This window comes from Actinoplanes sp. GCM10030250 (assembly GCF_042666575.1).
In the GTDB taxonomy this organism is placed as follows: domain Bacteria; phylum Actinomycetota; class Actinomycetes; order Mycobacteriales; family Micromonosporaceae; genus Actinoplanes.
The window spans coordinates 1-21,358 of record NZ_JBHTDO010000023.1; the positions used below are offsets into that span (position 1 = coordinate 1).

17 protein-coding genes and 1 pseudogene are annotated in these 21,358 nt (G+C 72.2%); 15 read left to right on the top strand and 3 right to left on the bottom strand.

Going from position 1 to position 21,358, the window contains the following annotated elements; all coding sequences use genetic code 11:
* Positions 1 to 135: 135 nt before the first annotated feature.
* On the bottom strand, positions 136 to 2,049 hold the full coding sequence (locus ACFQV6_RS26450; RefSeq protein ID WP_378030289.1) for a hypothetical protein: 1,914 nt from the start codon (positions 2,047 to 2,049) through the stop codon (positions 136 to 138).
* Between ACFQV6_RS26450 and ACFQV6_RS26455 the strand changes: the two genes are divergently transcribed.
* A complete protein-coding gene (locus tag ACFQV6_RS26455) occupies positions 1,984 to 2,874 on the top strand; it encodes a Replicase polyprotein 1ab (RefSeq protein WP_378030290.1) in 891 nt (296 codons plus the stop codon). The two genes, ACFQV6_RS26450 and ACFQV6_RS26455, sit on opposite strands and share 66 nt — an antisense overlap.
* Entirely contained in the window at positions 2,871 to 3,884 is a 1,014-nt protein-coding gene (locus tag ACFQV6_RS26460) for an HAD-IIA family hydrolase (protein WP_378030291.1), read from the top strand. Before ACFQV6_RS26455 ends, ACFQV6_RS26460 begins: the two co-directional genes overlap by 4 nt.
* A gap of 85 nt (positions 3,885 to 3,969) precedes the next feature.
* Here the strand turns inward: ACFQV6_RS26460 and ACFQV6_RS26465 are convergent, their stop codons facing one another.
* Complete coding sequence (locus tag ACFQV6_RS26465; RefSeq protein WP_378030292.1) at positions 3,970 to 4,254, bottom strand: hypothetical protein; 285 nt, start codon at positions 4,252 to 4,254, stop codon at positions 3,970 to 3,972.
* Positions 4,255 to 4,416: 162 nt separating this feature from the next.
* On the opposite strand from ACFQV6_RS26465, the gene ACFQV6_RS26470 reads away from it, so the two are divergent.
* Entirely contained in the window at positions 4,417 to 5,694 is a 1,278-nt protein-coding gene (locus ACFQV6_RS26470) for a methyl-accepting chemotaxis protein (RefSeq protein ID WP_378030293.1), read from the top strand.
* A 172-nt stretch (positions 5,695 to 5,866) separates the two neighbouring features.
* On the opposite strand, the gene ACFQV6_RS26475 is transcribed toward ACFQV6_RS26470, so the two are convergent.
* Positions 5,867 to 6,202 (bottom strand): SCP2 sterol-binding domain-containing protein, encoded by a 336-nt coding sequence (locus tag ACFQV6_RS26475; RefSeq protein WP_378030294.1) that lies wholly within the window; start codon positions 6,200 to 6,202, stop codon positions 5,867 to 5,869.
* Positions 6,203 to 6,309: 107 nt separating this feature from the next.
* Here ACFQV6_RS26475 and ACFQV6_RS26480 point away from each other — a divergent pair.
* The 12 genes and pseudogenes from ACFQV6_RS26480 to ACFQV6_RS26535 all read left to right on the top strand — a co-directional run.
* Positions 6,310 to 7,050, top strand: a pseudogene (locus ACFQV6_RS26480) (hypothetical protein); the annotation flags it as partial.
* A 320-nt stretch (positions 7,051 to 7,370) separates the two neighbouring features.
* On the top strand, positions 7,371 to 7,730 hold the full coding sequence (locus ACFQV6_RS26485) for a hypothetical protein (protein WP_378030295.1): 360 nt from the start codon (positions 7,371 to 7,373) through the stop codon (positions 7,728 to 7,730).
* A 25-nt stretch (positions 7,731 to 7,755) separates the two neighbouring features.
* Positions 7,756 to 8,613, top strand: a complete 858-nt coding sequence (locus ACFQV6_RS26490) for a TlyA family RNA methyltransferase (protein ID WP_378030296.1) — start codon at positions 7,756 to 7,758, stop codon at positions 8,611 to 8,613.
* Positions 8,610 to 9,497, top strand: a complete 888-nt coding sequence (locus ACFQV6_RS26495; protein ID WP_378030297.1) for an NAD kinase — start codon at positions 8,610 to 8,612, stop codon at positions 9,495 to 9,497. Before ACFQV6_RS26490 ends, ACFQV6_RS26495 begins: the two co-directional genes overlap by 4 nt.
* Before the next feature lie 52 nt (positions 9,498 to 9,549).
* A complete protein-coding gene (gene recN, locus ACFQV6_RS26500; protein WP_378030298.1) occupies positions 9,550 to 11,307 on the top strand; it encodes a DNA repair protein RecN in 1,758 nt (585 codons plus the stop codon).
* Between the two features lie 143 nt (positions 11,308 to 11,450).
* Entirely contained in the window at positions 11,451 to 12,644 is a 1,194-nt protein-coding gene (gene steA, locus ACFQV6_RS26505; protein ID WP_378030434.1) for a putative cytokinetic ring protein SteA, read from the top strand.
* A gap of 7 nt (positions 12,645 to 12,651) precedes the next feature.
* Positions 12,652 to 13,581 carry a copper transporter gene (locus ACFQV6_RS26510; protein WP_378030299.1) on the top strand — a complete coding sequence of 310 codons (930 nt, stop codon included), beginning with the start codon at positions 12,652 to 12,654 and terminating at the stop codon, positions 13,579 to 13,581.
* 22 nt (positions 13,582 to 13,603) lie between these two features.
* Positions 13,604 to 14,437, top strand: a complete 834-nt coding sequence (locus tag ACFQV6_RS26515) for a hypothetical protein (RefSeq protein WP_378030300.1) — start codon at positions 13,604 to 13,606, stop codon at positions 14,435 to 14,437.
* Positions 14,434 to 16,152, top strand: a complete 1,719-nt coding sequence (gene murJ / locus ACFQV6_RS26520) for a murein biosynthesis integral membrane protein MurJ (RefSeq protein WP_378030301.1) — start codon at positions 14,434 to 14,436, stop codon at positions 16,150 to 16,152. Before ACFQV6_RS26515 ends, murJ begins: the two co-directional genes overlap by 4 nt.
* 55 nt (positions 16,153 to 16,207) lie before the next feature.
* Positions 16,208 to 17,317, top strand: coding sequence for a glycosyltransferase family 4 protein (locus ACFQV6_RS26525; RefSeq protein WP_378030302.1), 1,110 nt, complete (start codon positions 16,208 to 16,210; stop codon positions 17,315 to 17,317).
* The gene (locus ACFQV6_RS26530) at positions 17,314 to 19,548 is read left to right on the top strand and encodes a hypothetical protein (RefSeq protein ID WP_378030303.1); all 2,235 of its coding nucleotides are present in this window, start codon (positions 17,314 to 17,316) and stop codon (positions 19,546 to 19,548) included. Before ACFQV6_RS26525 ends, ACFQV6_RS26530 begins: the two co-directional genes overlap by 4 nt.
* Positions 19,549 to 19,677: 129 nt before the next feature.
* The gene (locus ACFQV6_RS26535; RefSeq protein WP_378030304.1) at positions 19,678 to 21,357 is read left to right on the top strand and encodes a CTP synthase; all 1,680 of its coding nucleotides are present in this window, start codon (positions 19,678 to 19,680) and stop codon (positions 21,355 to 21,357) included.
* Position 21,358 lies beyond the last annotated feature (1 nt).

Here is a 21,358-nt window from a genome sequence, read left to right on the forward strand (position 1 = left end):
GCTAAGCCCGCCAGCGCCGATGGTACTGCACTCGGGAGGGTGTGGGAGAGTAGGACGCCGCCGGACTCAAACATGAACGATCGAGGGCCGCCCCAGCTCGGGGTCGGCCCTCGATTGCGTTTATGGGCGAGTCCCCTAGTAACTTTGTGATTCGAGAACAGCGTGTGTCGAGGCAAGGCCACTCGGGCCGAGGATTCGCCGCCGTACTGGAAGGAATGATCCGTGAGTACAGGACCGCAGGACGGCGGCTCCAGCAACCGCGACAGCAACCGCGACGACGATCGTCGTCCCCCCCGCGGTCGCGACGGTGACGGCGACGCGCGTCGCGGTGACCGGGGCGGCTACCAGGGCGGCGGTTCCCGCGGTGCTGACCGTGGTGGCTCCTCTGCCGGCGGCGACCGCGGCGGGTTCCGCGGCGGCGACCGCGACCGTGGCGGCTACCAGGGCGGCGGCGACCGGGGTGGCTCGCGTGGCGGCTATCAGGGTGGCGGCGACCGGGGTGGCTCGCGTGGCGGTTACCAGGGTGGCGGCGACCGTGGCGGCTCGCGCGGTGGTTACCAGGGTGGCGGTGACCGCGGTGGTTCGCGCGGTGGTTACCAGGGTGGCGGCGACCGCGGTGGTTACCAGGGTGGCGGCGACCGCGGTGGTTCGCGCGGTGGTTACCAGGGTGGCGGCGATCGTGGCGGCTTCCGCCGGGACGACCGTGGCGGCTCTTCGGCCGGCGGCGACCGTGGTGGTTCGCGTGGCGTAGAGCGTGGCGGCTACCAGGGTGGCGGCGACCGCGGTGGCTTCCGTAGTGACCGTCCGCAGGGCGACCGTCCCGGTTACCAGGGTGGCGGTGACCGCGGTGGGTTCCGTGGTGGCGACCGTGACCGTGGTGGTGACCGTCCGGGTTACCAGGGTGGTGGCGACCGGGGTGGCTCGCGTGGCGGCTACCAGGGTGGCGGCGACCGTGGCGGCTTCCGTAGTGACCGTCCGCAGGGCGACCGTCCCGGTTACCAGGGTGGCGGTGACCGCGGTGGGTTCCGTGGTGGCGACCGTGACCGTGGTGGTGACCGTCCGGGTTACCAGGGCGGTGGCGACCGTGGCGGATTCCGTGGCGGCGATCGTCCGCAGGGTGACCGGCCCGGCTACCAGGGTGGCGGTGACCGTGGCGGTTCGCGCGGCGGCTATCAGGGTGGCGGCGACCGTGGCGGCTCGCGCGGTGGTTACCAGGGCGGTGGCGACCGTGGCGGATTCCGTGGCGGCGACCGTCCGCAGGGTGACCGGCCCGGCTACCAGGGTGGCGGCGACCGTGGCGGTTCGCGTGGCGGCTACCAGGGTGGCGGCTACCAGGGTGGCGGCGACCGTGGCGGTTCGCGCGGTGGTTACCAGGGTGGCGGCGACCGGGGCGGCTACCAGGGTGGTGGCGACCGTAACCGTGGTGGTGACCGTCCGGGTTACCAGGGTGGCGGCGACCGTGGCGGCTACCGGGGTGGCGACCGTTCGCAGAGTGGCCCGCGGGAGAGCTTCCAGGGTGGCGACCGCAACCGTGGCGGTGACCGTCCGGGTTACCAGGGTGGTGGCGACCGTGGTGGATACCGCGGTGGTGACCGTCCGCAGGGCAGTGGCTTCCGCAGTGACCGTCCGCAGGGCGACCGGCCCGGCTACCAGGGTGGCGGCGACCGCGGTGGGTTCCGTGGCGGCGACCGTGACCGGGGCGGCTACCAGGGTGGTGGCGACCGTAACCGTGGTGGTGACCGTCCGGGTTACCAGGGCGGTGGCGACCGTGGCGGTTTCCGCAGCGACGACCGGGGCGACCGTGGTGGGTTCCGGGGTGACCGGGACCGTGGTGGGTTCCGTGAGGACGCCGCCAACCGTCAGGAGCAGGACGGCCAGCCGGCCTTCCAGGCGCCCGACATTCCCGACGAGATCGTTGCGACCGACCTCGACCAGGAGGTGCGTGCCGAGCTGGTCGCGCTGGCGCGGGAGGTTGCTGACAAGGTGGCACGTCACCTCGTCGCGGCCGGCACGATCATCGACGAGGACTCCGAGCTGGCGCTCCAGCACGCCATCGCCGCGCGGCGGCTGGCATCGCGGATCGCTGTGGTTCGGGAGGCCGTCGGCCTGGCGGCGTACGCGGCCGGTGACTGGACGACCGCTATCGCGGAGCTGCGCACCTACCACCGGATGACCGGTAAGCAGACGCACCTGGCCGAGCTGGCCGACTGCGAGCGCGCGCTGGGCCGTCCGGAGCGGGCGATCGACCTGTTCCGCGGTGCGGACCTGGCGAGCCTCGACAAGGACAGCGCGATCGAGCTGCTGATCGTGGCGGCTGGTGCCCGGGGTGACCTGGGCCAGCACGACGCGGCTGTGGCGATGCTCCAGGTGAACGAGCTGACCGCCGAGGTCGAGGCCGACTGGACCGCACGCCTGCGGTACGCGTTCGCTGACGCCCTGCTCGCGGCCGGCCGCCGTGACGAGGCCCGTGAGTGGTTCGCGCGGGCGGCTGCCGCCGACTCGGAGCAGCTCACCGACGCGGCCGAGCGGCTGCTCGAGCTCGACGGCGTCTCCATCGAGGGCGACGACGACGATGAGGACGAGGAGACCGAGGCCGCGCTGGGCGAGGCCGGTCCCGAGGTCGAGAACGAGACCGCTCGCGAGGGTGACGAGGACGAGTTCGACGACGAGGACGACGACGCGGAGGACGCGGACGATGACGACGCGGACGCGGACGACGCGGACGACGACGCTGAGGATGACGTCGAGCCGGCGACCGCGGACGCGGCGGCGAAGTCCGAGGATGACGAGAAGGGCCAGGACGACAAGGACCAGGACCAGAAGGGCCAGGACGAGTTCGTCGGGCGGGCTGAGGACGAGCGACCCCGGTCGTGACCGACCACCTGGCGAGCGGCTACGACCTGGCTGTCTTCGACCTGGACGGCGTCGTGTTCCTGATCGACAAGCCGATTCCGGGTGCGGCCGAGGCCGTGGAGCGGTTGCGGGCCGACGGGACCGCCATCGCGTACGCGACGAACAACGCGTCCCGGCGGGCCGCGGATGTCGCCGCGCTGCTCAACGGGATGGGCGTCAGCGCTGCGCCGGCCGAGGTGCTCACCTCGGCCGGCGCCTCGGCGGCTCTGCTCGCGGAGCGGTTGCCGGCCGGTTCGCCGGTGCTGGTGGTCGGTGCTGACGCGCTGCGCGACGAGGTCCGCGACGCGGGCCTCACCCCTGTCGGTTCGGCCGAGGACGCGCCGGTTGCGGTCCTTCAGGGGTACGGCCCCGAGGTCGGATGGAAGAACCTGGCCGAGGCGGCGCTCGCGGTACGGGCCGGTGCGACCTGGTTCGCGACGAACACCGACCGCACGCTGCCGAGCCCGCGCGGCCCGCTGCCGGGCAACGGCTCGCTGGTGGCGGTGCTGCGGACGGCGCTCGACCGGGAGCCGGACGTCGTGGTCGGCAAGCCGCAGCCGGGCATCTTCACGGCGGCGGTCGCGCTGTCGAAGGCGGAGCGGCCGCTCGGCATCGGTGACCGGCTGGACACCGACATCGAGGGCTTGGTCAATGCCGGGATCGACAGCCTGCTCGTCCTCACCGGTGTGAGCGGACCGGCCGACCTGCTGGCCGCGCCGCCGGAACGCCGGCCTACGTTCGTGACCGCGGACCTGTCGGGCCTGTTCCGGCCGGCCGAGGACGCACGTGTCCCGGCCACCGGCGACGAGGCCGGTGGCTGGCGGATCGTCCGCGACGGTGACGAGGCGACCCTGGACGGCTCGGGTGACCCGGTTGATGCCTTGCGGCTGCTCTGCCGGGTGACCTGGGACGGTGTCGCACCCTCCGCGGTGCGGGCCGGCTCCGGGGCCGCCGGGGAACTTCTGCGGTCCTGGGGTTTCCAGGCTTCTTGAGTGTGTGGATTTCGGGTTCGAAAAGACACCCGGGATCCACACACTTTTTGTATGCGGGTGCTTTTAGGCGTACGCGAAAAAGCTTTTATCGGTGTGGATTGATTCTTGTTATGTCGGCCAGGAGATGGCCGGCGCTGTGTGCGGCGTCGTCGGTGTGCGGTGCCGCCTGGATGGGGCGCGGCGGCGAATAACGGCGGCGGCGTGGCAAGGGTGCGTCGGGGTCGATGTGCAGCAGGCCGTCGACGAAGGCCAGCACCGGGCCGGACATCCAGTCGAAGTTGGGGACGGCCACCTGCTCGGCGCGCTCGTGCACGTTCGCGGCGGTCACCGTGTCGTCGAAGCGCGGCATGCCGGGGCGGGGACGATTCATGATCCCTCCCAGTTACCTGGACCGGCCGGACTGCCGGCTGCTTCCATCGTCGCACCGTTCGCGGCCCGGAAAGGCCGTCCTTGCGCCTTCTGCCGGACAAGCCATCGGCAACTTCTGTCCCAGCGGGGTCACGGCCGGGCGGTTCCGGCCGAACAGGTAGGTGTGAGTTCTCTGACACTGCCTCGCGGTGCCCGGCTTTCCGAGGTGTCCTGGCAGGCCCGGCACCGGATCGTCAGCAGGCTGCTCTGGTTCCACGTGCCGGTCTTCCTGGTGGTCGGCATCCTCGGCCCGCGGCCGCCGTGGGCGGCGGTGCTGCTGACGGTCGCGGTCGGTGCGTGGGCCGCGATCCCGCCCGCCCTGCCGTCGGTGAAGGCGAAGGCGTCACACGTCAGCGTCGGTCTGATCGCGTGCACGTTCGTGCTGATCGAGCTCAGTGGCGGCGAGATGGCCACGCACATCCACCTGTACGCGGTGCTGATCTTCGTGGCGCTGTACCAGCAATGGGCGCCGCTGGTGTCGTCGATCGTGGTCGTGGTGGTGCATCACGGTGTGGTGGGACTGCTGGCGCCGGACCGGGTGTTCGGCGACCATCACATGGGCATCGGCGCGGCGGTCGCGATGGTCGCCCTGCACGCCGGTCTGCTCACCCTCGAAGTGGTCGGCATCGTGGTCTTCTGGCACTTCGCGGAACAGGCGGAACGGGAGAACGAGGAGCTGGCGCGCCAGGCCGAGTCCGCCCGGCGCGAGGTGGAACGGGCCGAGCACGAGGCGCGGGAGCGGGCCGCCGACGATTTGCGGCTGCGTTCGGAGACGGCCGCCGAGAACACCCGGCGGATCACCGCGGACGTGGCGGCGATCAGCTCCGAGGCGCACGCCGCGATCTCCGCGGTGGCGGCGGTGGACCGGGAGCTGTCGATGCTCACCGCCTCGGTGAAGGACATCGCGTCCCGGTCGTCCTCGGCCGCGAGCACCGCCGCGGACGGTAAGGACGCGGCGGCGTCGGCGGGGGAGAAGGTACGCAAGCTCGAGCAGTCGGTGAGCGAGATCGCCCACGTCAACGCGGTCATCGCCTCGCTCGCGGGGCAGACGAACCTGCTGGCCCTCAACGCCACGATCGAGGCCGCCCGTGCGGGTGAACTCGGCAAGGGATTCGCGGTGGTGGCCGGCGAGGTCAAGGACCTGGCTCGGGAGACCGCCTCGTCGGTGGAGAAGGTCAACCAGGTGATCACCGCGATCGTGGCGGAGACGGACGACGTGGCGCAGACGTTCGCGTCCACGGCCGGTGCGGTCGACGGCATCCACGAGTTGCAGCTCAACATCGCGTCCTCGGTGGAGGAACAGGCGGCGGTGCTGGCGGAGGTGACCGGGCAGCTGTCGACGGCGACGGCGGCGGCCGATCAGGTGCTCGCCGGGCTGCACAAACTCTCCGCTGACGCCTGAACGAATACCGGGCCGGCCTCGTATCCCTGTGCGGCTGGGTGATCCAATCCGGTCAGTGCCGGCCGGTCGGCTGCGGCCGGGTCGTATTCGGCCGGGTCGTATTCGGCCGGGTCGTATTCGGCCGGGTCGTATTCGGCCGGGTCGGTTTCGGGCCGGGGCATATTCGGCCGGGTCAGAGGAGTTTGCGGAGTTTGAGCAGGTCGAACGGGTTCGCCTTGATGGAGATCTGCCGGGACGCGATGGCCCGGGTGACGTCCAGCCGGCCGTTGATCAGGGCGATCAGGTCGTCGCTCGCGGCGATCAGCGCGATCTTCGCCCGGGGGTCGTCACCGTCGGCGATGTCGATGAGCCGGCCACCGGTCAACCGCCCGTGGAACGCCGTCTCCAGGTCGGTGACCCGGCAGGCGAGGGTCCGGTCGAAGTCGAGCCGGCCCTGTGTCTCCGCATTGGCGGCGAGTTTGGCGGCAAGATCGTGCACCGCTTGGCGGCACTCGTCCACGGTGGCCATCGGCACCCTCCTTCACGACACCAGCTTCACGACCAGCACGGTACCTCAGGAGTTTCACCGGGGTGCCCGGTAGCGTGGCACCCGACGCGGCGAGAGGAGGCGAGATCATGACGGATGCATGGCGGGCTTATCTGGATTTGGCGCTGGGGTTGACGGAAACACCCCGCAAGAAGGCGCAACAGGTCGCCGGCGAGTTGCTCAGCAAGGGTGGTGCCACGGCAGCGCAACTGCAGGGCCTCGTGGAGGACCTGGTCTCGGCCGGAGTGGCGAACCGTGAGGCGTTGACGAACATCGTCCGCTACGAGGTGGACCGGGCACTCGGACGGGTGGGACTGGCCACCGCGGACGAGGTGTCGGATCTGACGTCGCGCGTCCACGATCTGGAACGGCAACTGCGGGAGGCGCAGGCCCGCGCGACCGCCGCCGAGTCGACGACCGCCGGTGCCGCGGGGACGCGGGTGGAGAAGCCCGCGCCGCTGCCGCGCCCGGCCAAGAAGACGGTGGCGAAGAAGGCGCTGAAGGCCAAGCCGAACGCTATGCCGTCGGCGGGGACCGGTCCGGCCGGGCCGCTGGGTAATGCCGCGGCGTCGTCGGGGCCGGTGGCTGAGGCCGCCGGGCTGAGCGCGCCGGTCACGTCTCCGGCGGCGCCGGTCAAGGCGCCGGTCAAGCGCGCGCCGGTCAAGCGTGCGCAGGCCGAGCCGGCGGGTAGCGGCGTGGTGCCGGGTGCGGCACCGGCGAAGAAGGCTGTGGCGAAGCGGGCACCGGCGAAGAAGGCGGTGGCTGGGCAGGCACCGGCGAAGGCGGAGCCGGCGAAGGCGGAGCCGGTGCTGGGCCAGTCGGGTCCGGCGGGCACGGCGGCGGCGCCGGTGAGCGCGGTGACGGAAGCGGCGGCGGCGACTGTGCTGCCACCGGTGGGTGAGACGGCGCCGCGGAAGACTGGTGCGCCTCGGAAGAGGGCGACGCCGGTCAAGGCTGCCGGTGAGACGGCCGTGACGCCGGAGACTCTGGCTCAGCGGGCGCCGGCGAAGAAGGCAGCCACGCCACGGAAGGCGACAGCGCAGAAGGCTGTGCGCAAGAGCGCGGCGGCGAAGAAGGCCGCCCAGGTGCCCACTCAGCCGACGGCACCGGAGAACGCCGGCCGGACCGACTCCACGCCAGGCGTGACCTCGTGACGTTCCCCCACTCCGCCCAACCCGGCCCGCGTCCCGGCCCGCCGCCCGGCGGGTTCCGGCCAGGACCTCAGCCGGGCGGATACCGGCCCGCGCCCACACCCGCACCCGGCTATCCGGGCGGCCGTCAGCAGGGGACCGGATTCGATCAGTCGCAGCCGCCGGTGCACGCCGCCGACGAGAACTGGGGGGAGACCCACGGCGAGAACGGGAACGGGGAGGACACCGGTCACCCCGCCGTCGACGCGGTGCTACGGTCGCTCGCCAACGCCGCGCGGCTGGCACCGGCGGAGCAGATCGCCGAGTACGAGGCCGCGCACCAGGTGCTCCAGGAGACCCTGGCGAGCATCGACCGCTGATCACCCGTACGCAAAAGGATCTTTGATGGCCCGCCGTGCGCGACTGGACGCCGAGCTCGTCCGCCGCAAGCTCGCTCGTTCCCGGGAACAGGCCGCCGCGCTCGTCGCGGCCGGCCGTGTGCAGGTCCGTGGAAACGTCGCCCAGAAGGTGGCGGCCATGGTGGATCCGGCCGACCCGATCGTGGTGACCGGTGACGATCCGAAGACGGAGTACGTGTCGCGGGGTGGCCACAAGCTGGCCGGTGCGCTCGAGGGCTTCAAGGGCCTGGGCGTCGAGGGGCGCCGCTGCCTGGACGCCGGTGCCTCGACCGGCGGGTTCACCGATGTGCTGCTGCGCGCCGGTGCCCGGCAGGTGGTGGCGGTCGACGTCGGTTACGGGCAGCTGGCCTGGCCGATCCGCACCGACGAGCGGGTCGTGGTGCAGGAGCGCACCAACGTGCGGACGCTGACGCCGGAGGCGATCGGCGGCCCGGTCGACCTGACCGTGGCCGACCTGTCGTTCATCTCGCTGCGGCTGGTGCTGCCCGCGCTGGCCGCCTGTACGGCACCGGAAGGCGACCTGGCGCTGATGGTCAAGCCGCAGTTCGAGGTCGGCAAGGAGCGGGTCGGTACCGGTGGTGTCGTCCGCGACTGGCGGCTGCGCGCCGAGGCCGTGCTGGACGTGGCGGCGGCGGCCGCGGAGCTGGGCCTGGGCGTGGTGGACGTCACCGCGAGCCCGCTGCCCGGCCCGAGCGGCAACGTGGAGTTCTTCGTGTGGTTCCGGCGTGACGCCCCGCCGGCGGACCGGGCCCGGATCGAGACTGTTGTCGCCGCCGGGCCTTCCGGAGCGGTATCTTCCGCCGGACCGGACGGTGAGCCGGTGGCCCTCTTGGAGGAAAAATGACGCGCTCCGCCCTGATGGTCACGCACACCGGCCGCCGGCAGAGCATGCAGCACGCCCGGACGGTGGCGCTGGACCTGATCGCGGCCGGTTTCGAGGTGCGGGTGATCGCCGACGAGGTCGCCGACCTGGACCTGCCGGACGAGGTGCGCCCGGTGGAGGATCCGGAGGCGGCCGAGGGTGTCGAGATCGTGCTGGCGCTCGGCGGTGACGGCACGTTCCTGCGGGCGGCGGAGCTGGCCCGGCCGGTGAAGGCGCCGCTGCTCGGGATCAACCTGGGCAAGGTCGGCTTCCTCGCCGAGGCCGAGATCGACCACATCGACGAGGCGGTCGCGGAGGTGGTGGCCGGTGACTACTCGGTGGACGAGCGGCTCACCCTCGACGTGCGCGCGGAGTACGACGGTCGCCTGATCGCCGAGTCCTGGGCGCTCAACGAGGTCACCGTGGAGAAGGGGCAGCGGGCGCAGATGCTCGAACTGCTCGTCGACGTGGACGGCCGGCCGCTCTCCCGGTACGGCTGTGACGGTGTGGTGTGCGCCACACCGACGGGTTCGACGGCGTACGCGTTCTCGGCCGGTGGACCCGTGGTCTGGCCGGAGGTGGAGGCGCTGCTGCTCGTGCCGATCAGTGCCCACGCGCTGTTCAGCAAGCCGCTGGTGACCGCTCCGACGTCGACGTTCGTGCTGACGGTCGACCCGTACACGTCCTTTGCGGTGCTGTGCTGCGACGGTCGGCGGACCTGGGACCTGCCGCCGGGCTCGACGGTGACGGTTGAAAGGGGTCAGTTGCCGGTCCGGCTGGTCCGTCTGGCGCCGCGGCCGTTCACCGACACGCTGGTGGCGAAGTTCGAGTTGCCGGTCGTCGGCTGGCGGGGGAATCGACGCTGATCAGGGCAACCCACGGTGGGCATTTGTCGGTGGGTCCCGTTACTGTCTGCGTGTGCTGGAGGAACTTCGCATCACCGGGCTCGGCGTCATCGACGACACGACGTTGCGGCTCACTGCCGGGATGAACGTGATCACCGGCGAGACCGGAGCCGGCAAGACCATGGTGGTGACCGGCCTCGGTCTGCTGTTCGGTGGCCGGGCTGACGCCGGCCGGGTCCGGGCCGACCCGGGTCGTGCCGTCGTCGAGGGCCGCCTGCGGTTGAGCGGCACCCTGGGCGACGCGGTGCGCACCCGGATCACCGACGCCGGTGGTGAGGCCGACGAGGACGGTTCGGTGCTGCTCAGCCGCACGGTGACGGCCGAGGGCCGGTCCCGGGCGCACGTGGGTGGCCGCAGCATGCCGGTGTCGACGCTCAGCGAGCTGGGTGAGCAGGTGCTGGCGGTGCACGGCCAGTCCGACCAGCTGCGCCTGCTGCGCCCGTCCGAGCAGCGTTCCGCGCTCGACCGGTTCGCCGGCCCGGAGCACGAGAAGCTGCTGGACGGCTATCGGGAGTCGTTCGGCCGGTGGCGCGCGGTGGTGGAGGACCTGGCCGACCGACGGCGTAACGCCCGCCAGCGCTCGCAGGAGGCAGACCTGCTCAAACTCGGTCTCGACGAGATCACCCGGGTGGACCCGCAGCCCGGTGAGGACGACGACCTGCGTAACGAGGTGCAGCGGCTGGAGCACGCCGAGGGCCTGCGGATCGCCGCCGCCCTGGCCGCTCAGGCGCTCGCCGGTGGGGTCGAGGCGGCCGAGGACACCCCGGATGCGACGCAGCTGCTGGGCACCGCCCGCCGCACGCTGGAGGGGCAGGCCGGTGTCGATCCGGCGCTCGGTGACCTGGCCGCCCGGCTCGAGGAGGCGGCGACCCTCGTCGGTGACGTCTCGTCCGAGCTGTCGGCCTATCTGAGTTCGCTCGACGCGGATCCGGCCCGGCTGGAGGCGATCTACGAGCGGCGGGCGGCGCTGCGCGGGCTGACCCGGAAATATGCGGACGACATCGACGGTGTGATCGTGTGGGCGGAGAACGCCCGGGCCAAGCTGAGCGAGCTGGACAACTCCGACGAACTGCTCGAGGAGCTGGACCGGGAGCGGCAGCGGCTGGGCGCGACGGTCGGTGAGCTGGCGGGCCGGTTGACGGCGGCGCGGCGGGAGGCGGCGGGCCGGTTCTCCGAGGCGGTCAGTGTGGAGCTGGCGGGGCTGGCGATGCCGCACTCGCGGGTCGAGGTGGCGGTGCTGACCCGGCCGCCGTCGCGGGACGAGCCGACGGTGACGGTCGACGGTGTCGACCTGGCGGCCGGTGCCGACGGTGCCGACGAGGTGGAGATGCGGCTGCTGGCCCATCCGGGTGCTCCGGCGCTGCCCCTGCAGAAGGGCGCCTCCGGTGGTGAGCTGTCGCGGGTGATGCTGGCGATCGAGGTGGTGTTCGCCGGTGCCGGTGGCCCGCCGACGCTGGTGTTCGACGAGGTGGACTCCGGTGTGGGCGGCACGGCGGCGGTGGAGATCGGGAGACGGCTGGCGCGCCTGGCCCGTACCCATCAGGTGTTGGTCGTGACGCACCTGCCGCAGGTCGCGGCGTTCGCTGATCGCCACCTGGTGGTCGCGAAAGACACCGGCGGAGCGATTACGACGAGTGGTGTGCGGATCGTGGAGGAGACCGAGCGGGCGAGGGAATTGTCCCGGATGTTGGCTGGTTTGCCGGATTCCGACCTGGGTATAGCGCACGCTGAGGAGTTGCTCGCTGTAGCGGCCCGGGAGAAGCGTGGTTGATCAGGGTTATTCACGACCGACCTTGAGCTGCACTCGCGCGAGTGAGGCAGGTGATCCTCACCGTCGTGAATAATCCTGACTTGTCCGCCTTGTCAGTGAGCTGGCGCATGTCGCGGCGGGATGGCTCGCGGCGGCATGTCAGGATGGCCGGGATGCGACTTCCCATTCCCACCCTGCGCCGCACGCGCGGCACCGAGCCGGGCCCGGTCTCCGGGACGGCCCGGCTGGATCGGCGGACCAAGCGTCTGACCGGCCGGCTGCGCCCCGGCGACATCGCGGTGATCGACCACGTCGACCTCGACCGGGTCGCCGCCGATTCGCTGGTGGCTGCCGGTGTGACGGCGGTGCTCAACGTGAAGCCGTCGATCTCGGGCCGATATCCGAACCTGGGTCCCGAGGTGCTGATCCAGGGCGGCGTGATCCTGGTCGACGGCCTCGGCGACGAGGTCTTCCAGGGCATCCGCGAGGGCCAGGTGGTGAGCATCGACGGCTGCACCGTGCTGCTCGACGGTGAGCCGGTGGCGAGCGGGGTCCGGCAGGACGCGGAGAGTGTCGCCAAGTCGATGGCCGACGCCCGTGAGGGGCTGTCGGTGCAGCTCGAGGCGTTCGCCGCGAACACCATGGACTACCTGAAGCAGGAGCGCGATCTTCTGCTCGACGGTGTCGGTGTGCCCGACGTGCAGACGTCGATCGCCGGGCGGCATGTGCTGATCGTGGTGCGCGGCTACGACTACAAGGAAGACCTCGACGTTCTGCGGCCCTACATCCGGGAGTACAAGCCGGTTCTGATCGGGGTGGACGGCGGGGCGGACGCCCTGGTGGAGAACGGCTACACCCCCGACATGATCATCGGGGACATGGACTCGGCCACCGACGACGTGCTGCGCTGCGGTGCCGAGGTGATCGTCCACGCGTACCCGGACGGGCGTGCACCGGGCCTGGAGCGGGTGCGCGGGCTCGGTGTCGACGCGGTGACCTTCCCGGCCGCCGCCACCAGCGAGGACCTCGCCATGCTGCTCGCCGACGAGAAGGGCGCGTCGATGATCGTGGCCGTCGGCACGCATTACAACCTGGTGGAGTTCCTCGACAAGGGCCGCGGCGGCATGGCCTCCACGTTCCTCACCCGGCTGAAGATCGGCGGCAAGCTGGTCGACGCGAAAGGCGTGAGCCGGCTCTACCGGCAGAACATCTCCGGGTCGGCGCTGCTGCTGCTCGTGCTCTCCGCGGTGGCGGCGATGGCCTCCGCGGTGGCAGTCTCGACGGTGGGCAAGGCATATCTCACCGTGGTGTCCGAGTGGTGGAACAACTTCGTGTTCCAGCTCAGCAATCTCTTCTGAGGGCGTCGTGATCAACTTCCGGTACCACGTGGTGTCTCTCACCGCGGTCTTCCTCGCGCTCGCGATCGGCCTGGTGGTCGGCACCACGGCGCTCAACGGCCCGGTCTCGGAGAACCTCAAGAACAACCTGAACGCGCTGAAGAAGGACAACGACGTCAAGCGCGACCAGGTGAACCAGTTGCGTGACGAGACCAACCGCAACCAGGAGTTCGCCACCCAGATCGCGCCGTATGCGCTGGCCGGCAAGCTCGCCGGCCGCACGGTGGCAGTGGTGACCCTGCCCGGCGCGGGCGACTCGGCCGAGGGCGTGCTGAACATGCTGAACGTGGCCGGCGCGACCGTGACGGCTCGCATCACCGTCGAGGAGAAGTTCCTCGACCCCAACTCGTTCAACGAGCTGCTCGACCTGGCCGACCAGTCGTCGCAGGTGAGCATCCCGGCGGCCGGCCTGCCGAAGAACAGCGACGGGGTGGAGACCGCGAGCGCGCTGCTGGCGCTCACCCTGCTGACCGGCACCACCACGCCGACCCCCGGCGACGTGACAGCGGTGCTGACCGCGTTCGCCCAGGCGGGTTACCTCGCCGTGGAGGAGAAGGCGGTCGGCGGCGCCGAGGCCATCGTGCTGGTGGCCGGCGCGCCCGCCACCGACAAGGAGGCACCCCGCAAGAGCCAGGCGGCGCTCACCGCCGCTGACCAGTTCGGCAAGAACCGGCCGCTGGTGGTGGCCGGTGACAGCGCCGGCGAGGGCAACCTGGTGCTGAGCATCCGCAACGACCCGGCCCTGGTGAAGACCATCTCCACGGTGGACAACGCCAGCACGGTGCAGGGTCAGGTCGCCACCGGCATGGCCACCGTCGAGCGGCTGGTGTCCAACCGGGTCGGTCAGTACGGTCTGGCCGCCGGCGCCACCTCGATCGTGCCGCCACCGGCCCAGTAACGCCCGTCTAGACTTCTCGGCCATGGCTTTCCTCCGCTCGTTCGGCATCGGCGCGTCCATTGCGCGGACCACGCTCGCCTGGGTGCGCAACGACCCGAAGTCGGACGCGCTGCGCCGGTCCAACTTCCAGGGGCGTGAGGTCACGCTCGCCGGCGGTCCCGCGCTGGCCGTCGGCGCGACAGCCGGTGCGGCCTTCGGTGCGCCGACCGCGCGGCTCGCGGCCGCCGCGGTGACGGCGGGTGCGGTCAGCGGCGCTGTCGGTTTCTACGACGACATCGTCGGCAACCGCCCGGAGCAGAAGGCGGCCAAGGGCTTCGCCGGCCACCTGGGCGCTCTGCGCGAGGGCCGCGTCACCAGTGGCATGGCCAAGATCGTCGGGGTGGGCGCGGCGGGTCTGGTGGCCTCGGCGCTGATCGGCAGCGGCCGGAGCAGCCGCCGGGGCCGCGGGACGGACATCCTGCTCGGCGCCGGCGTGATCGCCGGGACGGCGAACCTGCTGAACCTGCTCGACCTGCGCCCCGGCCGGGCGATCAAGGCGGGCACGATCCTCGGTGCGCCGCTCGCGGCCGGCCGCAACGCCGCGATGACGGCCGGGATGCTGGGCGCGAGCTCGGCGCTGCTGCCCGCCGACCTCAACGAGGAGATCATGCTCGGCGACTCCGGGGCGAACGCGTTCGGCGCGCTGCTCGGGGTCGCGTTCACCGCGCGTTCCGGTACGGCGGGCCGGGTGGTGGCGCTGGCCGCGCTGGCGTCGCTGACGGCGGCCAGCGAGAAGATCAGCTTCACCAAGGTCATTTCCGGCACGCCGTGGCTGCGGTCCCTCGACGAGCTCGGCCGCCGGCCACCCCGGGCGTGACTCACCCTTCCGGGCCCGGCGGCGGCTCACCCTCTGGCAAACCCCTTTCCGGTACGGCCGAAAGCGCACCGCCTCGCGCGGGCGAGACCGCCCCGCTTCCCGGCGCCGCTCCCGCTGGGACGATCGGCAGTCCGGCCGGGACCGCTGTCAAGATCGCCGGGGCTGCCGCGCTCATCACGATCCTCACCGTGGTGGCCCGCCTGACCGGTTTCGGCCGCACGCTCGTCTTCTTCTACACCGTCGGCGAGGGCGGTGACGCCGACCTGGCCGACCTCTACTTCGCCGCCAACATGGTCCCCAACATCGTCTTCGAGCTGGTCGCCGGCGGCGCCCTGGCCAGCCTGGTCGTCCCGCTCGTAGCCGGCGCCGCCGCGGCAGGCGACCGCCGCCGGGTCGGCGAGGTCACGTCCGCGCTGCTCACCTGGGTTCTCACGCTCACCGTCCCCCTGGCCGTCGTGGTCGCGCTGCTCGCCGGCCCGATCACCGGTCTGCTCGACGGCGTACCCACCGCACACCAGGAGGTCGCCGCCCGGATGCTGCGGGTGTTCTCCCCCCAGCTACCGCTCTACGGCGTCGGCATCGTGCTCGCCGGTGTCCTTCAGGCGCACCACCGGTTCGCCTGGCCGGTCATCGCACCACTGCTGTCCAGCGTCACCGTGATGACCGCCTACCTCACCTACGCCGGAATCGACGGCGCCCGCACCGGCTTCGACGGCCTCACCCCGGCCGGTGAACTGACCCTCTCAGCCGGCACCACCCTCGGCGTCGTCGTGCTCAGCCTCTGCCTGGTGATCCCGGTGAGCCGCCTGCACCTGCGGGTCCGGCCGTCCTACCGCTTCCCCGGCGGGGAGGGCCGCCAAGCCGTCCGGCTGGGCTGGGCCGGCGCCGTGACCGTTGGCGCGCAGCAGATCGTCGCGGGCCTGATCGTGGTACTCGGCGCCCAGCAACTGGCCCGGTTCAACGGCGCTCAGACAGTCTTCCTGCTGCCCTGGGCGGTGCTGGCCGTACCGCTGGCGACCGCCGTCTTCCCCCGGCTCGCGGACGCCTACTCGCGCCGCGACGAGGAGGCGTTCGGCACAGCGCTGTCCGGCACGGCCCGCTCGGTCGTGCTGCTCGCCGGACTCGGCACCGCTGCCCTCGCCGGGCTGGCCGTACCCGCCGCCTACCTGATGAACGCCCGCGGCGCCGCCCCCGGCATCGTCGGCTTCGCACCCGGCCTGCTCGGCTACGCGCTGTTCGCGCTGCTGTCGCGTGCCCTCTACGCCCGCGGCGCGACGGTCGCGGCGGCGGTCGCCTCCGGCGTGGGCTGGCTCAGCGCGGGCGCCGCGGTGATCGGCGTGACCGCCGGCCTGCGGGACGGCCCGGAGCTGCTCGGCCTCGGCCTGGCCAACGCGCTGGGCATGTCGGTGACCGGGCTGCTGCTGGTCCTGGCGGTGCGCCGGCACGCCGGAGCGGGCGCGCTGGCCGGGCTGGGCCGGGCCGCCGTCGCCGCGGTGGTGGCCGCCGCCCTCGCCGCGGCGGCCGGATGGGGCACCGTGATGGGGCTGGAGACGGTGTTCTGGCCCACCCCGGGCGTGTTCGCCGCGCTCGCGGAAGGCATGCTGGGCGGTGTCGCCGTCGCCGTGGTTTTCCTGGCGGTGGCGTTCGCGCTGGACCGGCGGGACCTGAAACCGCTGGCCGCGACACTGCTGCGGCGAGTGCGCCGCGGGGCGTGAAGGTCTGCCGGGCGTAAGAGTCGCCCATGGTTGAGCACGAGGGGGAGCACGGTTCGTGAGCAGTGACGGTTGGTGCGGCTCGGTCGTGCTGGTGCTGGGCTCCGCCACCGGCGGCACCGGCGGCCACGTCGCCTCGCTGGCCCGCGGCCTGCTGGCGTCCGGGTGCCGGGTGCTGGTCTGCGGCCCGTCGGCCACCGACGCGCACTACGGCTTCAGCGCCTCCGGGGTGGACTTCGCACCGGTGGAGATCCCGGCCGACCCCGGCCCGCAGGACTCGGGTGCGATCCGGGCGCTGCGCCGGGCGGTCGCCGGGCGCGAGGCCGAGGTGATCCACGCGCACGGGTTGCGGGCCGCTTTCGTGGCGGCGATCGCGCGGACTGGCGTACCCCTCGTGGTGACCTGGCACAACGCCGTCCTTGCCAAAGGCCTCAAAGGCCAGGCCGGCGCCCTGCTGGAACGGATCGTGGCGCGCAGCGCCGCCCTGACCCTGGGCGCCTCGGAAGACCTGGTGGAACGCGCCGCCGCGCTCGGCGCGAGAAACGCCCGGCTGGGCCCGGTCGCGGCGCCGGAGATGGCGCCGCCGCGGCGCAGCAGGGCCGCGGTGCGTGCCGAGTTCCGGCTGCGCGGAGCGACCCCGCTGATCCTGTCGGTCGGCCGGCTGCACCCGCAGAAGCACTACGACCTGCTTGTCGACGCCGCCGCCCGGTGGCGCGAGCTTGATCCCGCCCCGGTGGTGGCGGTCGCCGGTTCCGGGCCCAGCTACATGCCGCTGGCGCAGCAGGCGTCCCGGCTGCACGCGCCGTTCCACCTGCTCGGGCACCGCACCGACGTGGCCGACCTGCTGCTCGGCGCCGACCTGGCGGTGATCACCAGCGACTGGGAGGCGCGCCAGTTGTTCGCCCAGGAGGTGCTGCACGCCGGGGTTCCGCTGATCACGACGGCTGTCGGCGGGCTGCCGGGCCTGGTCGGTGACGCGGCGGTGCTGATCCCGCCGGGTGATCTGGAGGCGCTGGACGAGGCGGTGCGGCGGATGCTCGCCGACCCGCGGATGCGTGCCGACTATGCGGCCCGCGGGCCCCGTCAGGCGGCGACCTGGCCGGGGGAGGCAGACGTGGTGGCCGATGTGCGATCGGCGTACGCGCAAGTGGCGGCGGTTCACCGGTGACGCCTGTACTCCGATGGCTGGACCGGTTGCGGCGGGTGCCACGGCCGGGTACGCCACGCGGCCGGCGTACCCCGGGCTGGGTTCCGTTCGCGCTGGTGGCTCTGATCGCCGTGGCGAGCCTGGCCGGGATCACGATGCGTCCCGCCGAGCAGGCCCGTCCGGGCAGCGCCGACTACGTGGTGGTGGCCGCCGCGGCCGGGCTGCGCTGGGAGGATCTTGATCCGCGGCGCACGCCGGCCCTGTGGCAGGAGGCGACGAAGGGCTCGGTCGGCTGGCTGTCGGTACGCTCAGCACGCTCGGTGACCTGCCCGTCGGACGGCTGGCTGACGCTGGGGGCCGGTAACTTCGCGGCCTGGCGGACGGGGGAGGCGGATAGTGGCTGTCCGCCGGCCGTACCGCAGCTCACCCAGCCCGACGGGTTCGGCGCGAACGTCATCGAGCAGGGTGGGGTGGTCCGTGACAACCAGGACCGGATGCCGTACGGCACCACGCCCGGCGCCCTCGCCGAGTCGGTGCGATGCACAGTCGCCGTCGGGCCGGGAGCGGCGATCGCGGCCGCCCGCCCGTTCGGCCGCGTCGACGTCTACCTGCCGGAGTTGCCCGACGACCCGGCCGGTCTTCTCGACGACTGCGTCCTGAGCATCATCGACCTCGGCACCATCAGCGGCACCGGAGCCGAGCGGCAGGCCGCCGTTGCCGCCGCCGACGCGACGCTGGCCCGGGTGCTCGCCGCCCGCCCCGCGCAGTCCCTCATGGTCATCGCCGGGGTGTCGGACACCGAACGCTCCTCCCGGCTGCACGTGGCGATCGCCGAGGGACCGGGCTGGCAGGGTGGCCGGCTGACCTCGGCGAGCACCGGGCGCGACGGCTACCTGCAACTCGTCGACCTCGCCCCCACGGTGCTGTCGGTGCTGGACCGGCCGGCACCGGCGAAACTGTTCGCCGGTTACGCCGCCACGGTGACGCCGGACCGCCCGGCCGATCCGGCGGAGACGATGCAGGGCGAGCACGACGCGGACCGGCGGGCGATCGCCCAGCGCGGTGTCGCCGGGATCTTCTTCACCGTCCTGGCGATCCTGCAGTTCCTGCTCTTCGCCGCCGTGGTGCCGATCCTGATCCGGGCGCGCCGGCACGCCGGACCGGCCGGGCCGTCGCTGCCGCAGGCCCGGCTGGTGGGTGCCGCCGAGTCGGCGCTGATCGCCACCGGCCTCGCCATCCCGGCGGCGCTGGTGGCCGACCTGGCGCCCTGGTGGACCGCCGAGCATCCGGCGTGGCTGTTCGGGTCCGCGACGGCGGCGCTGATGGTCGCCGGGACGCTGGTGATCCGCCTGACCCGCCGGTACCCCCGCACCCTGTGGCCGCTGGCGTCGGTCGCCGCGGTCAGCACGGTGGTGGTCGCCGCCGACCTGCTCACCGGGGCCCGGCTGCAGCTCAACGGCGTGGCCGGCTATTCGACGGTGCACGGGGTCCGCTACGCGGGGCTCGGCAACGTCGGCCTCGGCGCCTTCGTGGCGGGCCTGCTGATGCTCGCCGGCTGCCTGGCGCAGTGGGCGAAGCGGCGGTGGCGGCCGGTGGTGATGGTGTTCTTCGGCGGCATCGGTGTGGTGATGGTCGGCAGCCCGTACCTCGGTGCGGACCCGGTCGGCGCGATCGCGGTGACCGCCGGGGTGTGCGTCGCGGCGGCGATGAGCACCGGCGGCTGGCTGTCCTTCCCCCGGTTCGCGTGGGCGGCCCTGGCCGGGCTCGCCGTGACAGCCGGTTTCGCCGCCCTCGACCTGAGCCGGCTGCCGCTGGAGCAGGGCACGCTGGGCCGGTTCCTGACCGCGCTGGGCAACGGTACGGCCGGCCCCGCGATGCAGCGCGCCGCCGCGGCGAACGGTCAGGCGCTGCTGGACAGCTCGCTCACCCTGCTGGCCCTCAGCGGGGCGCTGATGCTGGCGTTCTGCCAGTTCTCCTCGTGGGGCGGCCTGAACCGGCTGTTCGGGCTGAACCCGGCGGTCCGCGCCGGGCTGGCCGGCACCACGGTGGCGACCCTGCTCGCCGGGGTGCTCGGCGGCACCGCGCTGGGTGTGGCCGGAGCGGCGGCCGCGGCCGTGGTGCCGGCGATCGTCCTGACCGTCCTGCGGGTGCTGCTGCACGCGGCGGACCGCACCACCCCGCCGGGCGAAACGGACGGACCGGGCGGGCCGTCGCTGCGCAAATCCGACGAAGATCCGGTTGTGGTGCGCTGACGGCCCGATGACACGCATGCCCACCAGCCCGAACGTGGCGGGATCGGCAAACAGTGTTACGGTGAACTCCCGTGGATGGGGCTTGCCCCGCCTGAAGAAACAAAAGACTGGCGACCACGGGAGCGGGCCTTGGCCTCAACAGTGCGCGACACGCGGCACATCTTCGTCACCGGGGGCGTCGCCTCCTCGCTGGGCAAGGGCCTCACCGCCTCCAGCCTCGGCAATCTGCTCACCGCTCGCGGTCTCCGCGTCGTGATGCAGAAGCTCGACCCCTACCTGAACGTCGACCCAGGGACGATGAACCCGTTCCAGCACGGTGAGGTCTTCGTCACCGAGGACGGTGCGGAGACCGACCTCGACGTCGGTCACTACGAGCGTTTCCTCGACCGGGACCTCTCCGGCAAGGCGAACGTCACGACCGGCCAGGTGTACTCGGCGGTCATCGCCCGGGAGCGGCGCGGTGAATATCTCGGCGACACCGTGCAGGTCATCCCGCACATCACCAACGAGATCAAGAGCCGGATCTTCGCGATGGCCGACGCGGACGAGAACGGTCTCGTCCCGGACGTCGTGATCACCGAGGTCGGCGGCACGGTCGGCGACATGGAGTCGCTGCCGTTCCTCGAGGCGATCCGTCAGGTCCGCCACGAGGTGGGCCGCGATCACGTCTTCTACCTGCACGTCTCGCTGGTGCCGTACCTCGCACCGTCCGGCGAGCTGAAGACCAAGCCGACCCAGCACTCGGTGGCGGCGCTGCGCAACATCGGTATCCAGCCGGACGCGCTGATCTGCCGCAGCGACCGGGAGATCCCGGAGAAGATGAAGCACAAGCTGGCGCTCTACTGCGATGTGGACGCCGAAGCGGTGATCGCCTGCCCGGACGCGCCGAGCATCTACGACATCCCCAAGGTGCTGCACGACGAGGGCCTGGACGCCTATGTGGTGCGCCGCCTCGGGCTGTCGTTCCGCGACGTCAACTGGAAGACCTGGAACGACCTGCTGGAGCGGGTGCACCACCCGAAGCGCACGATCACCATCGCGCTCGTCGGCAAGTATGTGGACCTGCCGGACGCGTACCTGTCGGTGAGCGAGGCGATCCGGGCAGCCGGCTTCGGCAACACCGTGAAGATCCAGATCCGGTGGGTGCCCAGCGACGACTGCGTGACGCCGGCCGGCGCCGCCGCCGCGCTGAAGGGCGCCGACGGCATCGTCATCCCGGGCGGGTTCGGTGTCCGCGGCATCGAGGGCAAGGTCAACACCTCGCGGTTCGCGCGGGAGAACGGCATCCCGATCCTCGGCCTGTGCCTGGGCCTGCAGTGCATGACCATCGACGCCGCCCGCAACCTGGCCGGCCTCACCGGCGCCAACTCGGTCGAGTTCGACGAGAAGGCGACCTACCCGGTGATCTCCACGATGGCCGACCAGGAGGACATCGTCGCCGGCAAGGGTGACCTGGGCGGCACGATGCGGCTGGGCGCCTACCCGGCAGCCCTGAAGGACGGGTCGATCGTCGCGGAGGTCTACGGCGCCACCGAGATCTCCGAACGCCACCGCCACCGCTACGAGGTCAACAACGACTTCCGCGACAAGCTGTCCCAGGCCGGCCTGGTCTTCTCCGGCACGTCCCCGGACGGCCGCCTCGTCGAGTTCATCGAGCTGGACCGGGACGTCCACCCGTACTTCGTGGCGACCCAGGCCCACCCGGAGCTCAAGAGCCGCCCCACCCGCCCGCACCCGCTCTTCGACGGGCTGGTCAAGGCCGCGGTGGCCTACGCTGCCGCCGACGAACTGCCGGTCGAGGCCTCCTGAC